Source organism: Stenotrophomonas sp. C-A, assembly GCF_054030835.1.
In genome coordinates, this window is the sequence record NZ_CM132916.1 from 556,438 (window position 1) to 582,378 (window position 25,941).

22 protein-coding genes are annotated in these 25,941 nt (G+C 67.1%); 7 read left to right on the plus strand and 15 right to left on the minus strand.

Features of this window, described 5'->3' with window-relative positions:
* Positions 1 to 63: 63 nt before the first annotated feature.
* The 3 genes from ACW5IY_RS02560 to ACW5IY_RS02570 form a co-directional block, all read right to left on the minus strand.
* On the minus strand, positions 64 to 1,467 hold the full coding sequence (locus ACW5IY_RS02560) for a mannose-1-phosphate guanylyltransferase/mannose-6-phosphate isomerase (RefSeq protein ID WP_049434961.1): 1,404 nt from the start codon (positions 1,465 to 1,467) through the stop codon (positions 64 to 66).
* 12 nt (positions 1,468 to 1,479) lie between these two features.
* Entirely contained in the window at positions 1,480 to 2,826 is a 1,347-nt protein-coding gene (locus ACW5IY_RS02565; RefSeq protein ID WP_049434962.1) for a phosphohexomutase domain-containing protein, read from the minus strand.
* Between the two features lie 97 nt (positions 2,827 to 2,923).
* Entirely contained in the window at positions 2,924 to 5,554 is a 2,631-nt protein-coding gene (locus ACW5IY_RS02570) for a DEAD/DEAH box helicase (RefSeq protein ID WP_049434963.1), read from the minus strand.
* Between the two features lie 158 nt (positions 5,555 to 5,712).
* On the opposite strand from ACW5IY_RS02570, the gene ACW5IY_RS02575 reads away from it, so the two are divergent.
* A complete protein-coding gene (locus ACW5IY_RS02575; protein ID WP_049434964.1) occupies positions 5,713 to 6,444 on the plus strand; it encodes a CoA transferase subunit A in 732 nt (243 codons plus the stop codon).
* 1 nt (position 6,445) lies between these two features.
* Complete coding sequence (locus ACW5IY_RS02580) at positions 6,446 to 7,078, plus strand: CoA transferase subunit B (RefSeq protein ID WP_049434965.1); 633 nt, start codon at positions 6,446 to 6,448, stop codon at positions 7,076 to 7,078.
* A 38-nt stretch (positions 7,079 to 7,116) separates the two neighbouring features.
* Here the strand turns inward: ACW5IY_RS02580 and ACW5IY_RS02585 are convergent, their stop codons facing one another.
* Positions 7,117 to 9,171 (minus strand): glycoside hydrolase family 99-like domain-containing protein, encoded by a 2,055-nt coding sequence (locus ACW5IY_RS02585; protein WP_049434966.1) that lies wholly within the window; start codon positions 9,169 to 9,171, stop codon positions 7,117 to 7,119.
* 118 nt (positions 9,172 to 9,289) lie between these two features.
* On the opposite strand from ACW5IY_RS02585, the gene ACW5IY_RS02590 reads away from it, so the two are divergent.
* Positions 9,290 to 9,877, plus strand: a complete 588-nt coding sequence (locus tag ACW5IY_RS02590; protein ID WP_049434967.1) for an alpha-ketoglutarate-dependent dioxygenase AlkB family protein — start codon at positions 9,290 to 9,292, stop codon at positions 9,875 to 9,877.
* Between the two features lie 4 nt (positions 9,878 to 9,881).
* Here ACW5IY_RS02590 and ACW5IY_RS02595 read toward each other — a convergent pair whose 3' ends face one another.
* Genes ACW5IY_RS02595 through ACW5IY_RS02610 form a run of 4 tightly spaced genes read right to left on the minus strand, consistent with a single transcriptional unit; the run spans position 9,882 to position 13,400 of the window.
* Positions 9,882 to 10,523, minus strand: coding sequence for an ABC-type transport auxiliary lipoprotein family protein (locus tag ACW5IY_RS02595; protein ID WP_049434968.1), 642 nt, complete (start codon positions 10,521 to 10,523; stop codon positions 9,882 to 9,884).
* A complete protein-coding gene (locus tag ACW5IY_RS02600) occupies positions 10,520 to 11,446 on the minus strand; it encodes an MlaD family protein (protein ID WP_005408000.1) in 927 nt (308 codons plus the stop codon). The genes ACW5IY_RS02595 and ACW5IY_RS02600 overlap by 4 nt, the downstream gene beginning before the upstream one ends.
* Positions 11,447 to 11,449: 3 nt before the next feature.
* Positions 11,450 to 12,277 (minus strand): ABC transporter ATP-binding protein, encoded by an 828-nt coding sequence (locus ACW5IY_RS02605; RefSeq protein ID WP_049434969.1) that lies wholly within the window; start codon positions 12,275 to 12,277, stop codon positions 11,450 to 11,452.
* Position 12,278: 1 nt separating this feature from the next.
* Positions 12,279 to 13,400, minus strand: coding sequence for an ABC transporter permease (locus ACW5IY_RS02610; protein ID WP_049434970.1), 1,122 nt, complete (start codon positions 13,398 to 13,400; stop codon positions 12,279 to 12,281).
* A gap of 92 nt (positions 13,401 to 13,492) precedes the next feature.
* Between ACW5IY_RS02610 and ACW5IY_RS02615 the strand changes: the two genes are divergently transcribed.
* The gene (locus ACW5IY_RS02615; RefSeq protein ID WP_010480697.1) at positions 13,493 to 14,752 is read left to right on the plus strand and encodes a threonine/serine exporter family protein; all 1,260 of its coding nucleotides are present in this window, start codon (positions 13,493 to 13,495) and stop codon (positions 14,750 to 14,752) included.
* Positions 14,753 to 14,832: 80 nt separating this feature from the next.
* Here the strand turns inward: ACW5IY_RS02615 and ACW5IY_RS02620 are convergent, their stop codons facing one another.
* The 3 genes from ACW5IY_RS02620 to ACW5IY_RS02630 form a co-directional block, all read right to left on the minus strand.
* On the minus strand, positions 14,833 to 15,216 hold the full coding sequence (locus ACW5IY_RS02620) for an H-NS histone family protein (RefSeq protein ID WP_049434971.1): 384 nt from the start codon (positions 15,214 to 15,216) through the stop codon (positions 14,833 to 14,835).
* Between the two features lie 222 nt (positions 15,217 to 15,438).
* Positions 15,439 to 17,142, minus strand: a complete 1,704-nt coding sequence (locus ACW5IY_RS02625; RefSeq protein ID WP_049434972.1) for a proline--tRNA ligase — start codon at positions 17,140 to 17,142, stop codon at positions 15,439 to 15,441.
* A 583-nt stretch (positions 17,143 to 17,725) separates the two neighbouring features.
* A complete protein-coding gene (locus tag ACW5IY_RS02630; RefSeq protein ID WP_049434109.1) occupies positions 17,726 to 18,100 on the minus strand; it encodes a DUF4124 domain-containing protein in 375 nt (124 codons plus the stop codon).
* A gap of 80 nt (positions 18,101 to 18,180) precedes the next feature.
* Here ACW5IY_RS02630 and pssA point away from each other — a divergent pair, with 80 nt between their 5' ends.
* The 3 genes from pssA to rimI are packed head-to-tail and all read left to right on the plus strand — an operon-like array spanning position 18,181 to position 19,957.
* Positions 18,181 to 18,957, plus strand: a complete 777-nt coding sequence (gene pssA / locus ACW5IY_RS02635; protein WP_049434107.1) for a CDP-diacylglycerol--serine O-phosphatidyltransferase — start codon at positions 18,181 to 18,183, stop codon at positions 18,955 to 18,957.
* On the plus strand, positions 18,954 to 19,463 hold the full coding sequence (locus ACW5IY_RS02640; RefSeq protein ID WP_043403295.1) for a hypothetical protein: 510 nt from the start codon (positions 18,954 to 18,956) through the stop codon (positions 19,461 to 19,463). The genes pssA and ACW5IY_RS02640 overlap by 4 nt, the downstream gene beginning before the upstream one ends.
* A complete protein-coding gene (rimI, locus tag ACW5IY_RS02645; RefSeq protein ID WP_032128003.1) occupies positions 19,460 to 19,957 on the plus strand; it encodes a ribosomal protein S18-alanine N-acetyltransferase in 498 nt (165 codons plus the stop codon). Before ACW5IY_RS02640 ends, rimI begins: the two co-directional genes overlap by 4 nt.
* Before the next feature lie 104 nt (positions 19,958 to 20,061).
* Here the strand turns inward: rimI and ACW5IY_RS02650 are convergent, their stop codons facing one another.
* The 4 genes from ACW5IY_RS02650 to ACW5IY_RS02665 form a co-directional block, all read right to left on the minus strand.
* On the minus strand, positions 20,062 to 20,883 hold the full coding sequence (locus tag ACW5IY_RS02650; RefSeq protein ID WP_049434103.1) for an EamA family transporter: 822 nt from the start codon (positions 20,881 to 20,883) through the stop codon (positions 20,062 to 20,064).
* A 134-nt stretch (positions 20,884 to 21,017) separates the two neighbouring features.
* Positions 21,018 to 23,846, minus strand: coding sequence for a valine--tRNA ligase (locus ACW5IY_RS02655; RefSeq protein ID WP_049434101.1), 2,829 nt, complete (start codon positions 23,844 to 23,846; stop codon positions 21,018 to 21,020).
* A gap of 72 nt (positions 23,847 to 23,918) precedes the next feature.
* Positions 23,919 to 24,344: a DNA polymerase III subunit chi gene (locus ACW5IY_RS02660; RefSeq protein WP_049434100.1), complete on the minus strand. Its 426-nt coding sequence runs from the start codon at positions 24,342 to 24,344 to the stop codon at positions 23,919 to 23,921.
* 82 nt (positions 24,345 to 24,426) lie between these two features.
* Positions 24,427 to 25,905 carry a leucyl aminopeptidase gene (locus tag ACW5IY_RS02665; protein WP_049434098.1) on the minus strand — a complete coding sequence of 493 codons (1,479 nt, stop codon included), beginning with the start codon at positions 25,903 to 25,905 and terminating at the stop codon, positions 24,427 to 24,429.
* Positions 25,906 to 25,941 lie beyond the last annotated feature (36 nt).

Consider the following 25,941-nt stretch of genomic DNA (forward strand, 5'->3'; position numbering starts at 1 on the left):
TTGGTGGTCGCGTGCATCCACAGTGTGCCGACCAACGGTCGGCACTCGCTGCAGGGCGTCGGCTCAACTGCGCCCGTACGTGTCCTCGAACCGCACGATGTCATCCTCGCCCAGGTAGCTGCCCGACTGCACTTCGATCAGTTCCAGCGGCAGCTTGCCCGGATTGCGCAGGCGATGGGTCACGCCCAGCGGGATGTAGGTGCTCTGGTTCTCGCTGAGCAGGATCACTTCGTCGCCGCGGGTCACTTCAGCGGTGCCGCTGACCACGATCCAGTGCTCGGCGCGATGGTGATGCATCTGCAGGCTGAGCGTGCCGCCGGGCTTGACCGTGATGCGCTTGACCTGGAAACGCTCGCCGTTATCGATTGAATCGTAGGCGCCCCACGGGCGGTAGACCTTGCGATGCCAGGTGGCCTCGCTGCGGCCTTCGGCTTTCAGCTGCGCCACCACGGTCTTGACATCCTGCATGCGATCGGCCTTGCCGACCAGCACTGCATCGTCCGTCTCGACCACGATCACATCGTCCAGGCCGACCAGTGCTACCAGGCGCTGTGCATAGGCATAGGTGTTGCGGCAGTCGATGGCGATCACATCACCCTGATGCGCATTGCCATCACCGTCCTGCTGCGAGACATCGCGCAGGGCTGTCCACGAGCCGACATCGTTCCAGCCGGCGTCCAGCGGAATCACCACGGCGTCTGCGGTTTTTTCCATCACCGCGTAGTCGATGGAGTCGGAAGGAACCGCAGCGAAGGCGTCCTTGTCCAGACGGGTGAAATCCGAATCTCTACGGGCCTGCTGCCAGGCCTGGCGGCTGCCGGCCAGCATGTCGGGCTGGAAGTGCTCCAGTTCCTGCAGGTAGCGCGAGGCCTTGAACAGGAACATGCCGCTGTTCCAGTAATACTGGCCGCTGCTGACGTAACCGGTGGCGGTCTCAAGGTCGGGCTTTTCGACAAAGCGCTCGACCGCACGCAGGCCCTGCCCATCGGCGGCCTTGATATAGCCGTAGCCGGTTTCCGGACCGCTCGGCACGATGCCGAAGGTCACCAGCTTGCCGGCCTCGGCAGCGCTGGCTGCAGCCTGCACGACAGTGCGGAACGCGGCCTCATCGGTGATCACATGGTCCGAGGGCAGCACCAGCAGCAGCGCATCGGCGCCATCGCGGGTGGCCTCCAGGGCTGCGACCGCGATCGCCGGCGCCGTATTGCGGCCAACCGGCTCCAGGATGATGCCAGCCGGCTCGGCGCCGACCTGCTGCAACTGCTCGGCAGCGACGAAGCGGTGCTCCTCGTTGGCGATCACCAGCGGGCCATGCGCGGCGATGGGAGCGACGCGCTGCCAGGTGGCCTGCAGCATCGTCAGCTCGCTGGCCAACGGCAGGAACTGCTTCGGATACGCCTCGCGCGACAGTGGCCAAAGGCGAGTGCCGGAACCACCGGACAGGATGACGGGCTGGATGTTGCTCATGATCTTCCTTGATTACTGCAGGATGAGGCGGGAGATTTCGTCGGTGCGGGCCTGCATCAGCGCTGCGTCGCCGCGGGCTTCTACGTTCAGGCGCAGTAGCGGCTCGGTGTTGGAGCTGCGCAGGTTGAAGCGCCAGTCGCCGAAGTCGGCACTGATGCCGTCGGTGTGGTCCAGTACCGGCGCTTGCGCCGCGAAGTGCGCCATGACGCGGGCCACAGCAGCCTTGGCATCGGCCACCTTGAAGTTGATCTCGCCACTGCACGGATAGGCCGCCATGCGGTCTTCGACCCAGTCGGCCAGCGAGCGGCCGCTTTCGGAAATCAGCTGGGCGATCAGCAGCCACGGGATCATGCCGGAGTCGGCATAGGCGAATTCGCGGAAGTAGTGGTGGGCGCTCATCTCACCGCCGTACACCGCATCCTCGGCGCGCATCTTTTCCTTGATGAAGGCATGGCCGCTCTTGCACAGCACCGGTACGCCGCCCGCCTGCTCCACCATCTCTACGGTGTTCCAGACCAGGCGCGGGTCATGCACGACCTTGCCGCCGGGATTGCGCGCGAGGATGGCCTTGGCCAGCAGGCCGACCAGGTAATAGCCCTCGATGAAGCGGCCGGTGTGATCGAAGAAGAAGCAGCGATCAAAGTCGCCGTCCCAGGCGATGCCGAAGTCAGCACCGTGCTCGCGCACGGCGTCGGCAGTGGCGGCACGGTTTTCCGGCAGCAGCGGGTTGGGAATGCCGTTGGGGAAGTTGCCGTCGGGTTCGTGGCAGATGCGGATGAACTCGAACGGCAGGTGCGGTGCCAGCAGGTCGACGATGGCGCCCGCGCCGCCGTTGCCGGCATTCACCACCAGCTTCAGCGGCGTGAGCTTGCTGGTATCGACATAGCTGAGCAGGTGCTGGATGTAGGCGCTCTTGTCATGCTGGGCGGTCTGCCCGGCGCGCGGCGGCTGGGCCTCGGACGTATCGACGGCGACCGCGTCGGAAATCGCGAACAGGCCGGTATCGGAGCTGATCGGACGGGCATTCTCCTTGACCAGCTTCATCCCGTTGTAGTCCATCGGGTTGTGGCTGGCGGTCACCATCACGCCGCCGGCCGCACCGAGGTGATCGGTCTGGAAGTAGACCTCTTCGGTGCCGCACAGGCCGATGTCGATCACCTCGCGGCCGGTACCACGCAGGCCTGCGGCCAGCGCATCCTGCAGCGCCGGGCTGGTCAGGCGCACATCGTGGCCGAGGACCACCGGACCGGGAGCGAGCTGTGCGGCCAGGGCGACGCCGATGCGGCGGGCCAGGTCTTCGTTCAGTTCTTCCGGCACACGGCCGCGGATATCGTAGGCCTTGAAGGCGGGCAGGGGCATCGATCAGATCCTTTGTGAGCTCAGCCCCCAATTGTAGTCCCAGTCCCGTATGGGAATCGTTTCCATCGGGAAACGCCACCTGACTGGCGTTCGGGGGTCAGGCTCGCGTCGACCGTTTGCCCGCTTTACGGGAACGTTTGCCGGGCAGGCCCGGCAACGGCGCCAGCAGCGCCTGCACGTCTTCCTCGCTGAAGCGCGGCCCCGTAGCGCCGCCGCCTTCGAGAATCGAGTCGGCCAGCGTGGCCTTGCGTTCCTGCAGCTCGGCGATCCGTTCTTCAATGCTGCCTGCAGCGATCAGTCGGTAAACGAACACCGGCTGCTGCTGGCCGATGCGATGGGCGCGGTCACTGGCCTGGTTTTCGGCCGCCGGGTTCCACCAGGGGTCGAAGTGGATGACGGTGTCGGCGGCGGTCAGGTTCAACCCGACGCCACCTGCCTTCAGGCTGATCAGGAACACCGGCACCTCGCCCTGCATGAAGCGCTGCACCGGTGTGACCCGATCCTGGGTGTCGCCGGTCAGCGTCACATAGGCCAGCCCGAGCTCCTCCAGCGCCTGCGCGATCAGTGCCAGCATGCCGGTGAACTGCGAGAACACCAGGACCCGCCGGCCTTCCTCGACCATCGACGGCAGCATGTCGCGCAGCAGCTCCAGCTTGGCCGAGCCGGCATTGCGTGCCGGGGCGTCGCCCGGCAGCAGGCGCGGATCGCAGCAGACCTGGCGCAGCTTCAGCAAGGCATCCAGCACCACGATATGGCTGCGCGCCAGCCCGCTGCCGCTGATGGCCTCGCGCACCTGCTTCTCCATCGCGGCACGCACGGTTTCATAGAGATCACGCTGGCCGCCCTCCATGTCCACCGCACGGGTAATGAGGGTCTTGGGCGGAAGCTCTGACGCGACCTGGTCCTTGCGCCGGCGCAGGATGAAGGGACGCAGACGCTGCGCCAGCAACGTGGCGCGACGGTGGTCGCTGCCACGTTCGATCGGATGGCGCCAATGCTGGTTGAACTGCTTCTCGCTGCCGAGCAGGCCGGGCAGCAGGAAGTCGAACTGCGTCCACAGCTCGCCCAGATGGTTCTCCAGTGGCGTGCCGGTCAGGCACAGGCGATGGCGGGCCTGCAGCGTGCGCAGGGTAATGGCCGCACGTGACTTCGGATTCTTCACCTGCTGGGCTTCATCCAGAATCAGCAGATGGTAGGCATGTGCCTGCAGCGCCTGCTCGTCGCGCCACAGCAGGGGATACGTGGTCAGCACAAGATCATGCTCGGGAATCGCCTCGAACAATGCTTCGCGCGTCGGTCCGTGCAGGGGCAGCACCCGCAGGCCAGGGGTGAAGCGTGCGGCTTCGCTCTGCCAGTTGTGCAACAGCGAGGTCGGCACCACCAGCAGCGCCGGCCGGTCCAGGCGGCCACTTTCCTTCTCGAGCAGCAGATGCGCCAGTGTCTGCAGGGTCTTGCCCAGCCCCATGTCATCGGCCAGCACGCCGCCCAGACCCTGCTGGCGCAGGTACTGCAACCACGACAGGCCTTCACGCTGATAGGGACGCAGCGTCGCCACCAGCCCCGTCGGTGGCGGCACTTCACCCAGTGCGGGTGCCTGCATCAGGCGCTGCACTAGCGCCTGGGTGTCCTTGCGCCCCCGGAACTGCAGGCGCGCCGTGTCCCGCAGCGCCTGCAGGCGGCCACGGTCAAGCGCTGACAAGCGCAGCGGCGCGCCACGCTGGGCGAACAGGTCCGCCAACAGCGCCATGATCGGCTTCAATCGAGCGGCCCGCAGTGCCAGGCGGGTGCTGTCGCCTGCCATCAACAGGATGTTCTCGTCATCGCCGATGGCGTCCAGCTGGCCACGCATCCAGCGGGGATCGGACTGCAGCACCTGCTGCAGCAGCGGAACCATCGACACGTTGCGGCCTTCCACCTGGATGTCCAGGCCCAGGTTGAACCAGCCCGCATCCGCCGGGTCGGTCTGGATGTCCAGGCCGATCTCATCCACCCGGGTGATGCGATGGCGGAAATCGTCGTCCGTCTCCACTTTCCAGCCCAGGGCTTCCAGGCGCGGCACGTCGTCCAGCAGGAACCGTGTCCAGTCATGGGTGCGCAGCTGGAACTGCGGGCCTGCGCCGTCCAATGGCGCCCGTGGCTCCGTGTCGCGATGCAGTCCCACCGTGCGCAGCTCGGCCTCGCGCCGTGACTCCTCAACCAGGTCGCGGGGCAGCAGGGCGAGCTGGCCCTCCGGATCGTGTGCGAACAGGCTCGGATCATCCAGGAACCGCACGTGCTCGTCGTATTCGAAGGCCACGGTCGCGATATCGGCCCATTGCGAAGGGTCGCGGGGGCCGAGCCACGGCGGACGGAACTCGACCGTGTGCAGGCGCAGGACGGGCGTCATCGAACGGATCAGCAACGTTGGCAGCGTGCTGCTGTCGTCGGGCATGGGGGGCGTATGGTCGATCTGCTGCAGCATCTGCGCCAGCACAGCCGCCACGTGCATGCAGTCGTGGCCGAGCAGGCAGGAACACCGGTTGCGCAGCAGGCTGCGCGGATGGCGAAGGCTGGCGGCCAGGTCGATCTCCACCCGGTAGGAGTACTTGGCCGGGATCTTTACCTCAGCGACCAGAATGTCACCGAACAGACGCATGCTGTGGACTTCCGACAGGCCATGGTCACTCATTTCCAGCGTCCGGCCTTCCATCCAGCGGAGCAGGTCTTCTTCGGTGTAGGTATGGGCCATCAACGAGGGTGGGGCGGGCACGGGGCCGGCCATTGGCAGGGGAACCCGGCATTCTACGGAACCCTGTGCGATGCCCGTGCAATGCTGCGGCGCATCCAGGCCCTTCGCCGCCCTCCAGCTAGAATGCGGTCATCCTCAACGTGCAGGGTAGTACAGCAATGCAGCAATCGACTTCCACCGGCAAGCGCAGCAAGCGCTTCGCCAGTGCGGCGGAGGCCCTGCAAGGGGTGGTCGCCGATGGCCAGACGCTGGCCGTGGGCGGCTTCGGCCTGTGTGGCATTCCCGAGGCATTGATCGCCGCGCTGCGCGACAGTGGTGCCAAGGGCCTGACCGTGATCTCCAACAATGCCGGCGTTGATGGTTTCGGCCTGGGCCAGCTGCTGGAAACCCGGCAGATCAAGAAGATGATTTCGTCCTACGTGGGCGAGAACAAGGAATTCGAGCGGCAGTTCCTGGCCGGCGAGCTCGAGCTGGAGTTCAACCCGCAGGGCACCCTGGCCGAGCGCCTGCGCGCCGGCGGTGCGGGCATTCCGGCGTTCTTCACCGCCACCGGCTACGGCACGGTGGTGGCTGAAGGAAAGGAAACCCGCGAGTTCGACGGCAAGCACTACGTGATGGAAACCGCGCTGCGCGCCGACGTGGCGCTGGTCAAGGCGTGGAAGGCTGATGAAGCGGGCAACCTGGTGTTCCGCAAGACCGCGCGCAACTTCAATCCGGCCTGCGCGATGGCCGGCAAGGTCTGCATCGTGGAAGTGGAGGAGGTGGTGCCAGTCGGCGCCATTGATCCGGACCAGGTGCACCTGCCGGGCATCTACGTACACCGCATCGTGCACAACCCGCATCCTGAAAAGCGTATCGAACAGCGCACCATCCGCGCGGAGGGCAACTGACATGGCGTGGACCCGCGATGAGATGGCGGCGCGTGCCGCCCGCGAACTGACCGATGGTGCGTACGTGAACCTGGGCATCGGCCTGCCGACCCTAGTCGCCAACCATATCCCCGAAGGGGTGGATGTGTGGCTGCAGTCGGAGAACGGCCTGCTCGGTATCGGTCCGTTCCCGACCGACGCCGAAGTGGACGCCGACCTGATCAATGCCGGCAAGCAGACCGTCACCGCGCGTGCCGGTGCCAGCTACTTCGGCAGCCACGACAGCTTCGCGATGATTCGTGGTGGTCACGTCAACCTGGCCATCCTCGGCGCCATGCAGGTCACCGACAAGGGCGACCTGGCCAACTGGATGGTGCCCGGCAAGATGGTCAAGGGCATGGGCGGCGCGATGGATCTGGTGGCCGGCGTGCAGCGCGTGGTGGTGCTGATGGAGCACACCGCCAAGAACGGCGAGCACAAGATCCTGACCGAATGCACGCTGCCGCTGACCGGCGTGGGTGTGGTCGACCGCATCATCACCGATCTGGCCGTGTTCGACGTCACCGACAAGGGCCTGTTGCTGGCGGAAGCGGCGCCGGGCGTCAGTGATGACGAGCTGAAGGAAAAGACCGGCGTGGCGTTCCAGCGCGGCTGAACGATGGGTGGAAGGGGCGCGCGGTGCCCCCTCCGCCCTCAACTGCGTCGGGCGTAAGCGTATTCGTTGCTGCCGGCCTCCGGGTCGGCCTCACCGAGGCACGCTGCGGCTGTCGTGACGCGCAGTCCGGCGTGTTCGCAGCAGGCGCCCAGCACACGTTCAATGGCATGGGCCAGCGTTCCATCGATCTGGCCCTGCTCGTCCTCGAACGCGCTGCGATGCAGATGCGCGTCCAGCAACGGGCGCAGGGCCTGCAGCCGCCACCAACCCATGCTGCCTGCACCAAAACGGCTGGCGTCCACCGGCGTTTCCAGTCCCAGCCGGGCCTGCAGCCGCGCCAATGCGGGACCATTGCCACCGACAAAATCGGCGACCGGGAGCAGGTGCCCTTCGGCCACCACCATGCCCAACCCTGGATCGGCCTGGAACGCGGCATGGATGCGCGCGGCACGTCCGCCCTGCACCAGCCGTTGCAGGAGTTCCTGGCGCCACTGGTCGCCATCGGCGCGATGCGTTGAACGCTTCGTGTGCAGCTTCAGTACTACATCGTGGCCGGTCTGCAGCAGCCCTTCGGCGACCTCCAGGAACGGAAGAATGTCACGCCCATGGTTGTCCACGGCGACGACCTCACCCTCGAGCCCATGCGCCACCAGGGCCTGCCGCACCGGCTCCGCCTGGTGTGCCGGGGTGGTCACCACGATTGTCCAGTCCAGTGCCGCTTCGCGCAGCGCGGACAGGACGTCCGGCAGCGTTTCCAGATACCAGGCATGGAGATGCACTGCCGGTTTCCGAAGCAGTGCCGGAGCAGGCACGAGTGCATCGCGGGTGGCTTGCAGCCAGGCATGACCCAGCCGTGCATCCGGTTCCAGCACGGCGCCCTCTGCCCATTCGTTCCAAGCGTTGATGAACACCATCCGCTGGCTCGCTGGCGCCGGGGCCAGGCGTTCATGGATCGTGGTACGCAGCCAGTCCCGGTAGCCGCGTGGGGATGCATGCAGGTAGACGCGGCCCCGGCCGGAGCGGCGCGCTTCGTTGTCCCAGCCCGGGTTCACGCCCGGGTAAAGCGGATAGTCCGGCAGCGGGCGGGCTGCGATTTCTGCAGCCAGTTCGCGCCAGTCGCGTACATCGCCATTGAAGGCCGGATTGAGCAGCCACTGCTGCGCCGACAACGAACGCGGGTTGCTCATGTTCGGCGGGAACTCTACTCCCGCATCGAACCCGATGTCGCGTGGATCCGGGCGCTCGAAGCCCTGCACGTACGCCAGGTGGATCTCGCCGACGCCATTGTCGCGGCACCAGCGGCGCCAACGTTCGGCGGTCGCCCGGGCGTCGGGCAGCAGGTGCGGGCGATAGACCAGCAGCATCGGCCGGCCCTCGACCTTCAAGGCTCGGCGGTCGCGCAGGTAGGGCGCGACATGCGCGATGAAGGCCAGATCGTCCTCGGCGCTGTGCTGCTGGCCGATCAGGATGTCCTCGTCGCGGCCATCCCAGCGTCGTGCCCAGTTCTCGTTGGCCCAGCACAGGCAGAACGGCAGGTCGATGCTGTCGTCGGCCAGCCACTGGTGCAGCGGATCCTCCATCAGGGTGCGGCCGCTGAACCAGTAGTAATAGAAGCAGAACGCGCCGATGCCGTACTCAGCTGCGAGGCGCGCCTGGTCCCGCATCACCTGAGGATTGCGCAGGTCGTAGAAGCCCAGGTCTGCCGGCAGGCGGGGCTGGATGTGGCCCTCGAACTGCGGCAGCGCGCGGGTTACGTTGCGCCATTCGGTAAACCCCTTGCCCCACCAGGCGTCATTCTCGGGGAAGGTGTGGAACTGCGGCAGGTAGAACGCGACCAGCGTTGCCGGCAAAGGAGACGGCAAGGTCGCCTCACGCCATGGCACGTGGCCGATCGCCTGCTCGTCGGCACGCCAGCGCAGCTGGGCGCTGGCGCGCGTGCCCCCCTCGTCCTGCTGGCCCTTGGGTGGCGGCGGTACCCAGCCGCCGTGCCGCGCCAACAGCCGGGTGCGCAACCGGTCACGCTGGGCCTGTGGCAGCGGCAAGGCCCGGAACACGGCGCGCAGCAACGGAAACAGCGACTGGCGCACGCTCATCGGGCTGGGCTCCACGAAAGGCGGCAATCGGACGGCGTCGGCATGTGGGAAACGGTCATGGCGCCATTTTCGGTGCTGGCTGCCATGACGGCAAACACCGGCGTGCTAGCGTGTGGCCATGCTGTTCCCCCACGACCTGCCCGATGCCGACGTCCAGCACCTGCCGGGCTGGCTGGCCGCGGCCGATGCCGACCGGCTCCTGTCCGCCCTGCAGGCCGAAGTCCGCTGGGAGGTCCATCGCATCCGCATGTTCGGCAACTGGGTGGATTCGCCGCGGCTGAGTTGCTGGATCGGCGATCCGCAGGCGCGCTACCGCTATTCCGGTGCTGAATTCGTGCCGCACCCCTGGCCACCCGCGTTGCGGGCCATGCGCGGGCGCCTGCAGGCGGAGGGCCTCGGCCGCTTCAACAGCGTGCTGCTGAACCGCTATCGCGGCGGTGGCGACTACATGGGCTGGCACAGCGATGACGAGCCGGAGCTGGGGCCGGCCCCGGTGATTGCTTCGCTGAGCCTGGGCGCGGCGCGCCGCTTCCTGCTGCGCCGGCGCGATGACCCGGCGCGGAAGGCCGAGTACCTGCTCGGCCATGGCGATCTGCTGGTGATGGCGGGGCAGACACAGCGGTTCTACCAGCACGCGCTGCCGAAGATGGCACGGGTGCAGGGTGAACGGATCAACCTGACGTTCCGCTGGATTACGCCACGCTGATCGGTCAGCGCGCGACGGTCGGCTGATCTGCCTGCCCGCTTGTCAGCGTCCAGCCCACCATCTCCTGTGCCAGCTGCTGCAGGCCACGTTCGAAGGCGGCGGTCACCGCCGGCACGTCGGTACTGCCGACCGGCTGCGCCTGACGGAAGGTACGGTCGGCGACCACGCGCTGGTCGGCCACATGGATCAGCTTGGCGTTGACCTCGATCACCACGGTCGGCGTGGCCTGTCCCTGGTAATCCGATTCGAAGCGGCGCACGTCGGTGGACAGCTTGTAGTCGGCGCGGATGCCGGCGGTGCTGCGGGCCACGCCGCGGATGCGGCCGGAGTCCTCGAAGCCGCGCAGCAGGGTGTCCTCGATCATGTCGGTGGCCGGCTGTGCCCAGCTGGCTCCCTTGTAGATCTCCAGCTGCGACGGCATCGGCCGCACATTGATACGCGGGCTGTCGACCATGCGCGCGGCGCTGGGCTTGGCCAGTACCAGCTGCCAGCTGGCCTGCGGCCACGCCGGGTCGGCCTTGACCTGCACGGAGGGCGAGTACAGCGTCACTGCGGTTTTCTCGCTGCTGCCAAGGATGGAGCAGCCGCCCAGCAGGGTGACCATCGAAGCGGCCAGCAGCAGGCGCGGAAGGGCGGTCGGGCTCATTTGGGTTCGAACTCCTTCGGTGCGTCGCGGCCCAGCAGGTAGCGCGCGGGGTTGTTCTCGAGGCGGTCGCTGACCCTGCGCAGATCGCGGATCAGGCCGCGCAGCTCGGTCAGCGTCGGGCCGAGCTGGCCGAGGCCATCGTTGGCGAAGCTGTTGATCGCGGCACGGTTCTCGCCAAGGATCGAGTCGGCGTTGCCGGCGGCCGAATCAAGCTTGGCCAGGGTGCCGTCGAGCTTGTCGATGATGCCCGGCAGCTGTTGCACCAGGTTCCTGTCCAGGCGCTCGATGGTGCCGTTGGTGGTCTTCAGCGTGGTGTCCAGGCTGCGGGCGGCATCGCGCGCGCTGAGCAGCAGCGCCTGCGTGCCCTGGTCACGGTCGGCCAGGCCGCCGCTGATCGTTTCCAGGTTGGCCAGCGTCGCGTTGATCGAGGCCACGTTGCGGTCGCTGAGGATCTGGTCCATGCGCTCGACGATGCGGTTGGCCACATCGGTGATGTTCTGCAGCGCCGACGGCGTGGTCGGAATGATCGGCGCCGGGTCCTTGTTGACCGTGGTCAGTGCCGGCGACTGCGGCGTACCACCGCTGAGCTGGATGATCGACGGGCCGGTCAGGCTGGTGATCGCCAGCTTGGCACGGGTATCGGTCTTGACCGGGGTGGTCGAGTTCAGGCGGATGCGTGCGACCACCTGGCGCGGGTCGTCCGGCACCAGGTTCAGTTCGATGATCGAACCCACCGCGATGCCGTTGTACTGCACCGGGCTGCCCACCGACAGGCCGGTTACTGCCTCGCGGAACACCACGCGGTATTCCTGCCAGGTACGGTCGGAGGAGTACTTGGCCGCCCACAGGCCGAAGGCCAGCAGGGCCAGGCCGGTGATCAGGGTGAACGCGCCGATCAGCACGTAGTTGGCTTTGGTTTCCATGGCTCAGGCACTCTCGATCTGTTCGCCGCGCGCGGCACGCGCACGCGGTCCGTGGAAGTATTCCTGGATCCACGGATGATCCAGTTTCTCGATGTCCGGCAGTGGCGCGTTGGCCACCACCCTGCGGTCGGCGATCACCGCCACCCGGTCGCAGATCGCATACAGCGTGTCCAGGTCGTGGGTGATCAGGAACACGGTCAGCCCCAGCGCTTCCTGCAGGGTCTTGATCAGGCGGTCGAAGGCGGCCGCGCCGATCGGGTCGAGCCCGGCGGTCGGTTCATCCAGGAACAGCAGTGGCGGGTCCAGTGCCAGCGCGCGGGCCAGGCCGGCGCGCTTGCGCATGCCGCCGGACAACTGGGAGGGCAGTTTGTTGATCGCATCGGCGGGCAGGCCGGCCAGCTTTACCTTCAGCAGCGCCAGTTCGTAATGCCAGCGCTCGGGCAGTTCGCGGTGGTGCTCCTTCAACGGCACCTGCACGTTCTCGCCTACGGTCAGCGACGAAAACAACGCACCGTCCTGAAACAGCACGCCGGTGTTGCGCTCGATGTGCAGGCGGCTTTCGGCATCGTCGGCGCGCGCGTCGCGGCCGAGCACCTCGATCTGCCCTTCGTCGGGCACGCGCAGGCCGAGGATCGAGCGCATCAGCACCGATTTGCCGGTGCCCGAACCGCCGACCACGCCGAGGATCTCGCCGCGGCGCACGTCCAGGTCCAGGTCTTCATGCACGGTCTGGCTGCCGAAGCGGTTGACCAGCCCGCGCACGCGGATGGCCAGGTCGTGGCCGTCGTCGTCCTGCATGGGAATGTCGTCGGGCATCGGATGCGTGCTCATGTCACCAGTCCATGTGCATGAACCACAACGCCGCGAAGGCGTCGATGATGATCACCAGCGAGATGGTCTGCACCACGCTGGAGGTGGTGCGTTCGCCCACCGACTGCGCCGTGCCTTCCACCTTCAGGCCTTCCAGGCAGCCGATCAGGCCGATCACCAGCGCGAACACCGGCGCCTTCGACAGGCCGACCAGCATGTGCCGCACTTCCATCGTCTCGTGCATGCGCGCGATGTACATCTGCGGCGGGATGTCGAGGTCGAACGCACCGACGGTGATGCCGCCGGCCAGGCCGGCGATCATTGCAATGAAGGTCAGCAGCGGCAGGGTGACCAGCAGCGCCAGCAGCCGTGGCAGCACCAGCAGGTCGATCGGATCCAGGCCCAGGGTGCGCATCGCATCGATTTCCTCTCGCGCCTTCATCGCACCGATCTGTGCGGTGAAGGCGCTGGCGGTGCGGCCGGCCAGCACGATCGCGGTCAGCAGTACCGCGAACTCACGCAGGAAGGCGATGTTGACCAGTTCGACCACGTAGATCTCGGCGCCGAAGTCGCGCAGGATGGTCGAGCCGAGGAAGGCGATCACCGCGCCAACCAGATAGGACAGCAGCGCTACCAGCGGTACCGCGTCCAGCCCGACCTGCTCCATCTGGTGCACGGTGGCGGTCATCCGGAAGCGGCGGGGTTCCTTGACCAGGCGCGCCGCCTTGGCCAGGTTCTCGCCGAGGAAGCTGCACAGCGCCTTGATGTTGTGGCCGGTGGCATGGACGCTGACACCCAGCCGTTCCAGTGCCGCCAGCACACCGAAATCGCGCTTGGGCTTGGGCCGGTCGTCGGCCACTTCCTCGATGGTGCACACCAGCGCCTGGTGATCCGGGCGGAACTTCAGTGCGTCCTCGCCGAGGTCGGCGCGATGGGCCACGCGCAGCACCTGCAGCACGCCGGCCGAATCCATCTTCTCGATGGCGGTGGCATCGATGCCGGTCAGCGTGTCGGGAACGCCGCGCAGGACTTCGGCCGCGGCCAGCGCGGTCTTCAAGGTCCAGGTGCCGGACAGGTGGATCACGCCCGGGTCATGGGCATCCTGTTCGAGCTGGGGGGCGTGGTTCGGGGTCACTTGGGCCATTCGGGTCGCAGCATAACCGTTCTGTATTGGGCTTCGCGTCGAACTCGGATGAATTTCTCCGGTAGGGCCCAGCCTAGGTAATACTACGGCGCATGTCCGCAGACGCTCACACGATCCCCACGCCCCAGGCCAGCTACGCGCAGCGCGTGGCCTTCGTTTCCGAGATCGCCGGACGCCTGCACAGCTATGGCACAACGGCCCAGCGCCTGGAAACGGCGGTGGTGGCACTGGCCCGCCAGCTCGATCTGGATTGTGAACCGTGGTCGAATCCCACCGGTATCATCCTCAGCTTCAGCGACCCGGCGCAGGCGATCGGCTCCAGTGACATCACCCGCGTGATCCGCCTGGCGCCCGGCGAGAACGACCTGCACAAGCTCAGCGTCGCCGACCATATCGCCGAGGAAGTGGCCAATGGGCGGATGAGCATTGCCCAGGGCCACACCGCATTGCGCCAGCTGGACAAGGATCCGGGCCGGCGCGGCAAGCTGCGCACCATCCTTTCGTTCACCCTCGGCGCGGCCGGCGTGGCCGGCATGTGGAAGCTGCCGTGGCTGGACATCGCCACCGCCGGTGTCATCGGCCTGATGATCGGCCTGCTCGGCATGGTCACCGACCGTCGCCCGGCCACCCGCGAAGCCGCCGAGGCACTGGCCGCGCTGCTGGCCGGCCTGGTCGCCACGCTGGTCGCGTCCTTCATCGGCGCGCTCAACCTCAACACAGTGATCATCGCCTCGCTGGTGGTGCTGCTGCCGGGCATGTCGCTGACCAATGCGGTCAATGAACTGGCCAGCCAGCACTGGGTGTCGGGGACCGCGCGCTTCGCCGGTGCGCTGACCACCATCATGAAACTCAGTGTCGGCGCGATGATCGCGGTGACCCTGGCCGACGTGCTCGGCCTCGACCCGGTGATCCGCGCGGCGCGGCCGCAGGGGCCTTGGGTGGAGTGGGGCTCGCTGCTGACCGCGGCGTTCGCCTTCGCGATGCTGTTCAAGGCCAACCGCCGCGATTACCCGTGGGTGATCGCCGCCTCGGTGGCCGGCTATGCGATCTCCAAGTTCGGTGGCCACGCCTGGGGCGCGCCGGCCGGCATCTTCCTGTCGGCGATGCTGCTGACCGCCGGTGGCAATCTGTTCGGCCGCCTGGTGGGCCGCCCGGGTGCGATCATCCGCCTGCCTGGCATCATCATGATGGTGCCAGGCAGCACCAGCCTGCGCGGCGTGCTGACCCTGGTCCAGCAGCAGGACGTGGGTGCCGGCCAGAGCGTGTTCCTCACCGTGCTCAACGTGGTGATGGCCCTGGTCGCCGGCCTGCTGTTCGGCAACCTGCTGATGCCCGCGCGCAAAACCCTGTAGGTGTGGACCGTTGGTCCACACACCGAAGAATGAAAAACGCCGGCTTTCGCCGGCGTTTTTCATTGCATCCCGATCCGGCCTCAGGCCTTCTTGATCAGGAAATCTTCCGGCTTCTTGTTGCCCTTGGCGGTCAGTTCGGCCATCCAGCGCGGCTGCTTGCCACGACCGGTCCAGGTTTCCTTGGGGTTGGCCGGGTTGCGGTACTTCGGGGCAACCTTGCCCAGCTTGCGGCCAGCGGCCTTCGACGGTGCCTTGGCGACCTTGGCCACCTTGCGCGCGCGCGGGGCCGGGGCGTCGCCGAACAGTTCCTCGATGGTGTAACCCTCGGTCTTGGCCAGCTTGGTCAGCTGTGCCCGGACCTTGGTGATCGGCCGGCGCTTGGCGACGATGGTCTGCTGCTTCTTGGCGGTGCGGATCAGGGCGCCCAGCTCGCGTGCCGACAGGCCGGTCAGGTCAATGCTCATTTACGGTTACTCCGGAAACTAATAAGTGGACGGGACGAGCCAGTCCATGGCGTCGCGGGACAGAATAAAGATGAATTAATCCCAGCACAAATGCAGACGGGTCATGGCCTGGCAGCATCCCGGCTGCATTGCGTCGATTTTGACCGGATTATGTCCGCTGCAATATTGCTCAAATGGGCGTCAGGTAAAAAAAGACCGGGGCATGCCCCGGTCTTTTCCTGATCAACCCTGCAGGCGCTGCAGCAGGGTGGCCTTGTCCAGGCTTTCCGCTTCGCTGGCGCGGCGCGAGCGGTACTCGTAGGTACCGGAGGCCAGGCCCCGTTCGCTGACCACCACGCGGTGCGGGATGCCGATCAGTTCCATGTCGGCGAACATCGCGCCCGGGCGCAGGCCACGGTCGTCGAGTGCCGCGTCCAGGCCCGCATCGCGCAGCTCCTGCAGCAGGTTGGCCGCGGCGTCGGCCACGGCGGCGTCGCCCTTCGGGTTGATCACGCACACCACCACCTGCCACGGCGCCATCGCGTCCGGCCAGATGATGCCGGCATCGTCATGGTTCTGTTCGATCGCGGCAGCCACCACGCGTGAGATACCGATGCCATAGCAGCCCATCGCCATCACCGCCGCCTTGCCGTTCTCGTCCAGCACCGTGGCATCCAGCGCTTCGGCGTACTTGCGGCCCAGCTGGAACACGTGGCCGACTTCGATGCCACGGGCGATCTTCAGTTCGCCACCGTCCAGCGCGCGGTCACCGGCACGCACGTTGCGGATGTCGGCCACTTCCGGTTCCGGCAGGTCGCGGCCCCAGTTGACGCCGGCCAGGTGGAAACCGGCTTCGTTGGCGCCGACGACGAAGTCGGACATCGCCGCCACTTCGCGATCAGCCACCACGCGGATGGCCTTGGCTGGGGCGACCGGGCCGAGGAAGCCCGGCACGCTGCCCAGGTACTCGGCGATTTCCGCCTCGCTGGCGAAGCGCTGTTCGTCCAGGCCGGCAACCTTGGCCAGCTTGATCTCGTTGACCTCATGGTCGCCGCGCACCAGCACCAGCACGAACTGCTGTGCCTTGCCTTCGCCGGCGATCAGTGCCACCGACTTCACCGTGCGCTGCAGGTCGATGCCGAGCAGCGCCGCGACATCCTCGCAGGTCTTCTGGGCAGGGGTGTCGACCTTGCGCATGGCTTCGCTGGCGGCCGCGCGCGGTGCCGGATCGGCGGCGATCGCCGCTTCCATGTTGGCCGCGTAGTCCGAACCGGTGGAGAACACCAGCGCGTCTTCGCCGGAATCGGCGATCACGTGGAATTCCTGCGACGCATCACCGCCGATCGCACCGGAGTCGGCCTGCACCATGCGGAAATCCAGGCCGAGGCGGGTGAAGATGCGGCTGTAGGCGGACTTCATGTTCTCGTACTCGCGCACCAGGCACTCATCGTGCAGGTGGAACGAATAGGCGTCCTTCATCAGGAACTCACGCGAACGCATCACGCCGAAGCGCGGACGGATCTCGTCGCGGAACTTGGTCTGCACCTGGTAGAAGTTCACCGGCAGCTGCTTGTAGCTGGACAGCTCAGCGCGAGCGAAGTCGCAGGCGGCTTCTTCGGCGGTCGGGCTGTAGCAGAACACCTGGTCCTTGCGGTCCTTGATCTTCAGCAGCTGCGGGCCGAACTTCTGCCAGCGGCCGGTCTGCTCCCATAGTTCCTTCGGCTGGATGGTCGGGATCTGGAATTCCACGGCACCGGCGCGGTCCATTTCCTCGCGCACGATGCGCTCGACCTTGCGCAGCACGCGCAGGCCCAGCGGCGACCAGGTGTACAGGCCCGATGCCAGCTTGCGGATCATGCCCGCGCGCAGCATCAGCCGATGGCTGGTGAGCTCGGCGTCGCTGGGGGTTTCCTTGGTGGTGTGCAGGTGGAACTGGGAGAGGCGCATCGTCGGCTTCGGATAACGGCAGAGACGCCTATTCTGCCAGCCCGGCCGGGGTGGGGGGTACTGGCAGGGCTGCGCCCTGCACCCGCCTCAAGCAACGTCAACAGCAACAGCAACAGCGGGCTATACGTGGGATGGCGGGGTGGGTCCGGTTGCGGGAGACGCCGTAAATACGTCCCTGTAGGCTCGGTCGCGCCATCCATGGCGCTCACGCCCCCGCAACCGGACCCACCCCGCCTTCGACAGTTTTCCGCGATCTGTCGGAAAGCCATTGGGGTCAGATCCGTTTTCCGCAGGAAAACGGATCTGACCCCGGATTCAATTCGATATCTGACAGATTTCATCCACGCATGGCGTGGATCTACTGGCCACCGGCCAACTGTCGAAGGCGGGGCACTGTGGGTTTGCGGGGTGTGAGCCGCATGGATGCGGCGACCAAGCCCCCATGGACGGGTTTACGGCGTCCCCGCAAACCCACAGTGCCCCGCCATCCCACGGAATGCCGCTCTGGCTTTGGCTTTGGCTTTTGTCGTTGCCGTTGCCGTTGCATTGAGCAGGTGCAGGGCTGCAAGCCCTGCCGATACCCTCACTCCGCCGGGCAGTAAGCCTTGATGGCGGCTTCAGCCAATCCCTTCTGCGCACTGCGCTGCTCCGGAGCCAACGGGGTATCGGCCTTGCCATCGCCATCGGTGTCCTGCATCACCTGGCCGCCACCGTCCAGCAGGGCCAGGTTGGCCCGGGCTGTGCTGCACTGCTCGGGCACCGGTGCGGTCGGGGTCTCGGCGCTGGCCGCAGCCTGTGGGCTGCGTGCCTGCGCCCGGGTCTCGAATTTCCTGCCCGCCGGAGGGGTCTCCGAATACTGGGTCACGCCATTGGCGTCCTTCCATTTATAGACCGGGCCAGCCACGACGTTGGCACTGGCCAACAGCAGCAGGCATCCAAGGCAGGACAGGACACGCATGGCAAACTCCACGGAATGGGCGTAGAACGCCGATTGCAGCATTGGCGCCGAGCACTGGCAAGTCGATTAAACTGGATTCCATGGACCCGATCACACCGCCGCCGCGTTCGCGCACGATTTACCTGCTGCCCAACCTGTTCACCACCGCCGGCCTGTTTGCCGGCTTCTACGCGATCATCGCCGCGGCCAACGGGGACTTCGTCAACGCCAGCATCGCCGTGTTCGTGGCAGCGGTGATGGATGGCCTGGATGGGCGCGTGGCGCGCCTGACCGGTACCAGCAGCGAATTCGGCGTGCAGTACGACTCGCTGGCCGACCTGGTCAGCTTCGGCATGGCCCCGGCACTGGTGATGTACCACTGGTCGCTGTCGTGGCTGAAGTTCGATGACCCGCTGCTCGGCCGCGTCGGCTGGGCCGTGGCCTTCCTGTATGCCGCCTGCGCGGCGCTGCGCCTGGCCCGCTTCAACACCCAGGTGGCAGTGGTCGACAAGCGCTGGTTCGTCGGCCTGGCCAGCCCGGCCGCGGCTGGCTTGATGATGTCCTTCGTCTGGGCCTTTGCCGATGGCAACCTGGGCTGGGACGGCAACCAGCTGCGCTACGTGGCGCTGGCGGTGACGATCGTTGCGGCGCTGCTGATGGTCAGCCGCATCCGCTTCTGGAGCTTCAAGGGCGGCGGCGCCAAGGGTACCGGTTCCGACCGCGTGCCGTTCCTGGTGCTGGCGCTGGTACCGGTGGCCATCGCCATCGCGGTCATCGATCTGCCGCGCGTGCTGTTCGCGGTGGGCATCCTGTACGCCTTGTCCGGCCCGGTGATGTGGGCCGTGCAGCGCCTGCGCAAGAAGCCCGAGGCCGCGTGAGCCAGGACCTGCCCGTGCTGTGGTCACCGGCCCAGCAGGCCTGGCTGCAGGCCATGGGCTACACCGTCTATCACGACGGCCAGCTGGCCGCCGAGCTGGATGCCGCGCTGCAGCTGAGCGTGGCCGAAGCCGAGGCGGCTGCCGCGCCAGCGGTGGAGCAGGCGCGGGCACCCACCGCACCCGCGCGCGAGCCTCTGGCTGCGGCCACACCGGTTTCCCGCCAGGAGCGCCCGGCACCGCCGCGTCGCGAGACCCCGGTCAGCGCACCGGACACCGCGCCCGCCGCTGCCCGCCCGCTGCCCGGCGGCAATGCCCGGCAGCCGGTGGTGCGGCTGCCGGATCGCCTGCAGATCGCCTTGCTGCGCGCTTCCGGCTGCAACCCCAACGATCCGGCCACGCAGGCGCTGATGGACAGCTGGCCGCTGGACCAGCTGCGCCAGGACCCAGCCGCCAAGCGCGCGCTGTGGCCGCAGCTGCGCGCCCTGCGCAAGCGGGGCACGCCATGAGTGCGGTCAGCCAGCCGGGTCCGGTCAGCCTGCGTGCGCTGCGCGAGAGCGACCTCAACGCGGTGATGGCGATTGAAGTACGCGGCTATCCGTTTCCCTGGACCCGCGGCATCTTCGTTGACTGCCTGCGTGCGGGTTATCCAGGCCTGGCCATGGAGCGCGATGGCCAGTTGATCGGCTATGGCGTGCTCAGCATCGCGGCCGACGAGGCCCATGTGCTGAACGTCTGCATCGACCCGCTGACGCAGTCGCGTGGGCTCGGACGCCAGCTGTTGCGCGCGCTGGTGCAGCTGGCCGGCGACCGGGGTGCGCAGCGGGTGTTCCTGGAAGTGCGTCCGTCCAACACGCCGGCGCTGGCGCTGTACCACAGCGAAGGCTTCAACGAGATCGGCCGCCGCCCGCGTTACTACCCGGCCGCACAGGGCCGCGAGGACGCGGTGGTGATGGCGATCGAACTGGTCGACGGCGACCTGCAGGCGATGCCGCCGCTGTAACCGGGATGGGTTGCCGGCCAGCGGCCGGCACTACCGACGGATCTCCGCTGTCATCGACAGATCACCTGCCGTGGTAGGTGCCAATCTTGGTTGGCACGCATTGTTCACGCCAACCGCAGTGCCAATACACCGCCTACGATGAGCGCCGCCGCCAGCCAGCGCGCACGCGGAATGCGCTCGCGCAGCAGGAACACCGAGATCAGCAGCGCGAACAGGATCGAAGACTCACGCAGCGCCGAGACCATCGCCACCGGCGCTTGGGTCATCGCCCACAACGCCATCGCATAGGACGCCGTGGTGCCGACGCCGCCGGCCAGACCGAGAGGCCAATGCTGCCGCGCATAGTCCAGCACCGCGCCGCGCCGGGTGTACAGCGTCCACAATGGCAGGGGAATGCCCGACAGCAGGAACAGCCACAGCGTGTAGCTGAGCGCACTGCCGGACTGGCGCGCACCCTGCGCATCGACCAGGGTGTAGGTGGCGATCATCGCCGCGGTCAGCAGTGGCAAGCGCAGTTGGCCGCCACGCGCACCCAGTGCCATGCACAGGATGCCGGTGCTCACCAGCACCACGCCCAGCCACGCGGCAGCTGGCAATGGTTCGCCCAGCAGGGTGCCGACCAGCGCAACCAGGATCGGCGCGCTGCCACGCATCAGCGGATAGGCCAGGCTCATGTCGACCTGCTGGTAACAGCGTGCGACCAGCCCGTAATAGGTCACCTGCAGCAGCACCGAAGCAGCCAGCCACGGCCAGCTGTGCGCGGCGGGGAATGGCAGGAAGGGCAGGGCGGCGGCGGACAGCAGCGCGGCGCTGCCGGTGACCAGCACGGTACCGAGGAATTTGTCTGGTCCGCGCTTGACGATCGCATTCCAGCTGGCGTGCAGGGCCGCAGCCGCGAGGACCAGCAGGAAAATGGAAGGAGGCATCGGGCGATGATGCCATGTCGGGAAAATGGAAACGCCGGGCATTGCCCGGCGTTTCCGATTCCGCATCGGTAGATGCCAACCTCTCCCGCCGTGGTAGGTGTCAACCTTGGCTGGCACGCACCAGAGCGCGGCGCTTACAGCTTCGCGCGCTGCTCGCGCAGGCCGGCCAGTTGGGTATTCCAGTCGGCCAGTCGCACGCGTTCCTGCTCCACCACCGCCGGTGGCACCTTGTCGGTGAACCTGGCCAGCTTGGTCTCGCTCTTTTCCTTTTCGGCTTCGACGCGGGCGATTTCCTTGTCCAGGCGCACGCGCTCGGCATCGAGATCGACCAGGCCTTCCAGCGGCACCAGCAGCTTCAGCTCGCCCACGATCGCAGCGGCAGCCGGCGGTGCGCTTTCGCCTTCGGCCAGCCACTGGATGCTGTCCAGCTTGAGCAGGAACGACAGTGATGCGCTGAAGCGTTCGATGCGCACGCGGTCCTGCTCCAGGCCGGCCTGCAGGCGCAGCGGCACCTGCTTGGACGGGGCGACGTTCAGTTCGCTGCGCACGCGACGCACCGCACTGATCACGGCCTTCAGCCATTCCACGTCGGCCTCGGCCTGGGCGAAATCACCGGCGAATTCGGCGGCGGTCGGGTACGGGCGCAGCGACAGCGTGGTTTCGGCCAGGCCCAGGCGCGGGGCCAGCTGCTGCCACAGCTGTTCGGTGATGAACGGGGTGAGCGGGTGCAGCAGGCGCAGCAGCGCTTCCAGCACGTACAGCAGGGTGTGGCGGGTGCTTTCGGCATCAGCCGCGTCGGCACCGTTCAGGGCCGGCTTGCTCAGTTCCAGGAACCAGTCGCAGAACTCATTCCAGGCGAACTCGTACAGGCACTGCGCCAGCAGGTCGAAGCGGTAGTTGGCGTAGTGGCCCTGCGCCTCGGTGGACACTGCGGCCAGGCGCGCCAGGATCCAGCGCTCGGCATCGGTACGCGGCTTGGGCACGCCGGTGAACGCCGCGCCTTCAGTGTTCATCAGCGCGAAGCGGCTGGCGTTCCACAGCTTGTTGCAGAAGTTCTTGTAGCCCTCGGCGCGGTTCATGTCGAACTTGATGTCGCGGCCGTGGGTGGCCAGCGCGGCGATGGTGAAACGCAGCGCATCGGCACCATGGGCAGCAATGCCGTCCGGGAATTCCTTGCGGGTGGCCTTCTCGATCTTCTCCACCATCTTCGGCTGCATCAGTCCGCCGGTGCGCTTGGCGACCAGGTCGTCGATGGTGATGCCGTCGATGATGTCCAGCGGGTCGAGCACGTTGCCCTTGCTCTTGGACATCTTCTGGCCCTGGCCGTCGCGGATCAGGCCGGTGAAGTAGACGTCCTTGAACGGGATCTTCCCGACCAGGTTGTCGGTGGCCATGATCATGCGCGCCACCCAGAAGAAGATGATGTCGAAGCCGGTGATCAGCACCGACGACGGCAGGTAGCGGTCGAAGCCGCGCTCGGCCATCGCCTGCTCGTTCGGCCAGCCCAGGGTGGAGAAGGGCCACAGCTGCGAGGAGAACCAGGTCTCCAGCACGTCGCTTTCCTGGTTCAGCACCACATCGCTGCCGAGGTTGTTCTTCGCGCGCACTTCGTCTTCGCTGCGACCGACGTAGCAGTTGCCGGTGGCGGCGTCGAACCACGCCGGAATGCGGTGGCCCCACCACAGCTGGCGGCTGATGCACCAGTCCTGGATGTTGTTCATCCAGTGGCGGTAGGTGTTGATCCAGTTCGGTGGCACGAAGGCGATGGTTCCGTCTTCGACCAGTTCCAGGCCGCGCTTGGCCAGGTCGTCCATCTTCACGAACCACTGGTCGGTCAGGTACGGCTCGATCACCTGGCCGGTACGGTCGCCGCGCGGCACCTGCAGCTTGTGCGCCTTGGTCTCGACCAGGATGCCCAGGTCTTCCAGCTCGGCCAGCACGGCCTTGCGCGCGGCGTAACGGTCCAGGCCCTGGAAGCGTTCCGGCGCATTTTCATTCAGCGCTGCCACCGGGGTGAACAGGTTGATCATTGGCAGGCTGTGGCGCACGCCCACTTCATAGTCGTTGAAGTCATGCGCCGGGGTGACCTTGACCACGCCGGTGCCGAACGCACGGTCCACGTAGTCGTCGGCGATCACCGGCACGCGGCGGCCGGTCAGCGGCAGCACCACGTTCTTGCCGATCAGGTGCGCATAGCGCTCATCTTCCGGGTGCACCATCACCGCGGTATCGCCCAGCAGGGTTTCCGGGCGGGTGGTGGCGACGACCAGGTAATCGCGGGTTTCGCGCAGGGTTTCCACGCCGTCGGCATCGCGCTCGACGTGTTCGTAGCTCAGGCCTTCATCCAGGGTGTAGGCGATCGACCACAGGAAGCCGTCCTCCTCGGCGCTCTCCACTTCCAGGTCGGAAATGGCGGTCTTCAGCACCGGGTCCCAGTTGACCAGGCGCTGGCCGCGGTAGATCAGGCCCTGTTCGTACCAGCGCACGAAGGCTTCGTTGACCGCCGCCGATGGCTGCGGGTCCATGGTGAAGGTGCTGCGCGACCAGTCGGCGGAGGTGCCGAGGCGGCGCATCTGGCGCTCGATGGTGTCGCCGGACTGCTGCTTCCACTCCCAGACCTTGCCGATGAAGCCCTCGCGGCCCAGCGAATCGCGGGTCTCGCCCTTGCCTTCCAGCGCCAGGTTGCGGCTGACCACCATTTCGGTGGCGATGCCGGCATGGTCGGTACCGACCTGCCACAGCGTGTCGTAGCCGCGCATGCGGTGGTAGCGCACCAGCGCGTCCATCAGGGTCTGCTGGAACGCGTGGCCCATGTGCAGGGTGCCGGTTACGTTCGGCGGCGGCAGCAGGATGGTGTACGGCTCGCCCGTGCCGGACGGCTTGAAGTGGCCGGCCTTCTCCCAGGCCTCGTAGAGGTCGGTCTCGAAGGACTTCGGGTCGTAGCTGGAGGCGAGTTGGGTCATGCGGGGGAACCAGGAGGTAATCGTTGAAGGATCAGGGCGCGGCGGCGGCCCATCAAGGGGGCCGGGGCGCGCTTACATGTCGTGCTTGTTCAGGTCGTAACCGGCGGCCTTGTACTGGCGCCAGCGTTCGCGCAGCGGTTCGCGCGCTTCCGGGTCGGCCGGAACCACTTCCAGCACGCGCTCGCACTCGCCCAGCCAGGGTTCATCACGCAGGTTGATCACCAGCGGACGCGCCGGTGCCCCGGTGCCGTGTACGGCGATCAGCACCAGCGCTTCTTCCTCGTCCATGTCCTCGCCGGCGATCTGGTGCGGGATGTAAGCGTCGTTGTCGAACGCCCACAGCAGTTCGTCCAGCTCCTCGGCCTGGGCCTGGTCGCGGGCCAGCACCAGGGTGAACAGCCCGGCGTCGTTGGCCTTGCGCGCCAGCTCGCAGACCAGGCGCAACGGCTCGGTCAGGAAGCGGGGCTTGGCGATCAGGTAGAAGTCGGCGCGGGGCATGGCAGGGTCCGGGTCAGGCAGGGTTCCGGCGGTGCCGGGCGAGGCCCCGGCCGGCGGGCGCCGGCCAGGGTCGGGTACGGCATCAGGCGCGGGCGGCCTGGTCCAGCAGCCACTGGCTCAGCAGGCCGACCGGGCGGCCGGTGGCCATGCCACGCTTGCCTTCATCGCTGGCAACGCCGGCGATGTCCAGGTGGGCCCAGCGCTGGCCTTCGGCGAAGCGCGACAGGAAGCAGCCAGCGGTGATCGCGCCGGCCCAGCGGCCGCCGATGTTGTAGACGTCGGCGAAGCTCGAATCCAGCATCGGCTGGTACTCGTCCCACAGCGGCAGGCGCCAGGCGCGGTCGAACACGTGCTCGCCGGCGGCCAGCAGCTCGTTGGCCAGGTCGTCGTGCTTGCTCATCAGGCCCGCGGTCTGGTGGCCGAGGGCGACCATGCAGGCACCGGTCAGGGTGGCCACGTCGACCAGCGCGGCCGGCTCGAAGCGCTGCGCGTAGGTCAGCGCATCGCACAGGATCAGGCGGCCTTCGGCGTCGGTGTTGCCGACTTCGATGGTCTTGCCCGACATCGAGGTGATCACGTCGGACGGGCGGTAGGCGTTGCCGTCGATGGCGTTTTCCACGGCCGGCACCACCACCACCAGGTTCAGCGGCAGCTTGGCCTTGACCGCAGCGACGAAGGTGCCGATGACGTTGGCGCCACCGCACATGTCGTACTTCATTTCTTCGATGCCGCCCTGGGTCTTCAGGTTGACGCCACCGGTATCGAAGGTGATGCCCTTGCCGACCAGCACATAGGGCTTGGCGTCGTCAGCACCGGTCCACTTCAGCACCACCAGGCGCGGGCGGTTGGCCGAACCACGGGCCACGGCCAGCAGCGAGCCCATGCCCAGCGCTTCCATCTGGTGCTCGTCGAGGATCTCGGCCTCGGCACCGTCATGCTCGCCGGCGAACTTCACACCCACCTCGGCCAGGTAGGCCGGGGTGCAGTAGTTCGGCGGCAGGTTGCCCAGCTCGCGGGCGAACTCGACACCGGCGGCGATGGCCTGGCCCTGGGCCAGGGCCTGCGCGTCGTCACCGGCGATGGCCAGCTGGGCCAGGCCGGCGTCGTCGGCCTTCTTCTTGCCCAGGGTGGCGGTGTAGCGGTAGGCGGCGTGATCGGCGGCGATCACCGCCTGGCGGATCGCCCAGGCCGCGTCGCGGTCCTTGATGGCCACTTCAGACAGGGTGAACAGTGCGCTGCGGGCAGCACCGGCCTTCAGCGCGCGCACGGCGTCGCCGACGGCCTTCAGATACTGCGGCACGCCGAAACGGGCGACTTCGCCCAGGCCGACCACCAGCACGCGCGGGGCGGTCACGCCCGGCAGGTCATGCAGCAGGGTGGTGGCGCCGGTCTTGCCGGACAGGTCGCCGCGCTGGGCCAGGGCGGCCAGGCGGCCACCGCTGGCGGCGTCCAGGGCCTGTGCGGCCGGGGTCAGGGTATGGTCGGCATACGCGCCGACCACCAGGCAATCAACGGTGGCGGCGGCCGGAGCAACGTGGTTCAGGGTGAATTCGAGGGCCATTGAGCAGATTCCATTGGCGAGTCCGTACAATCGCAG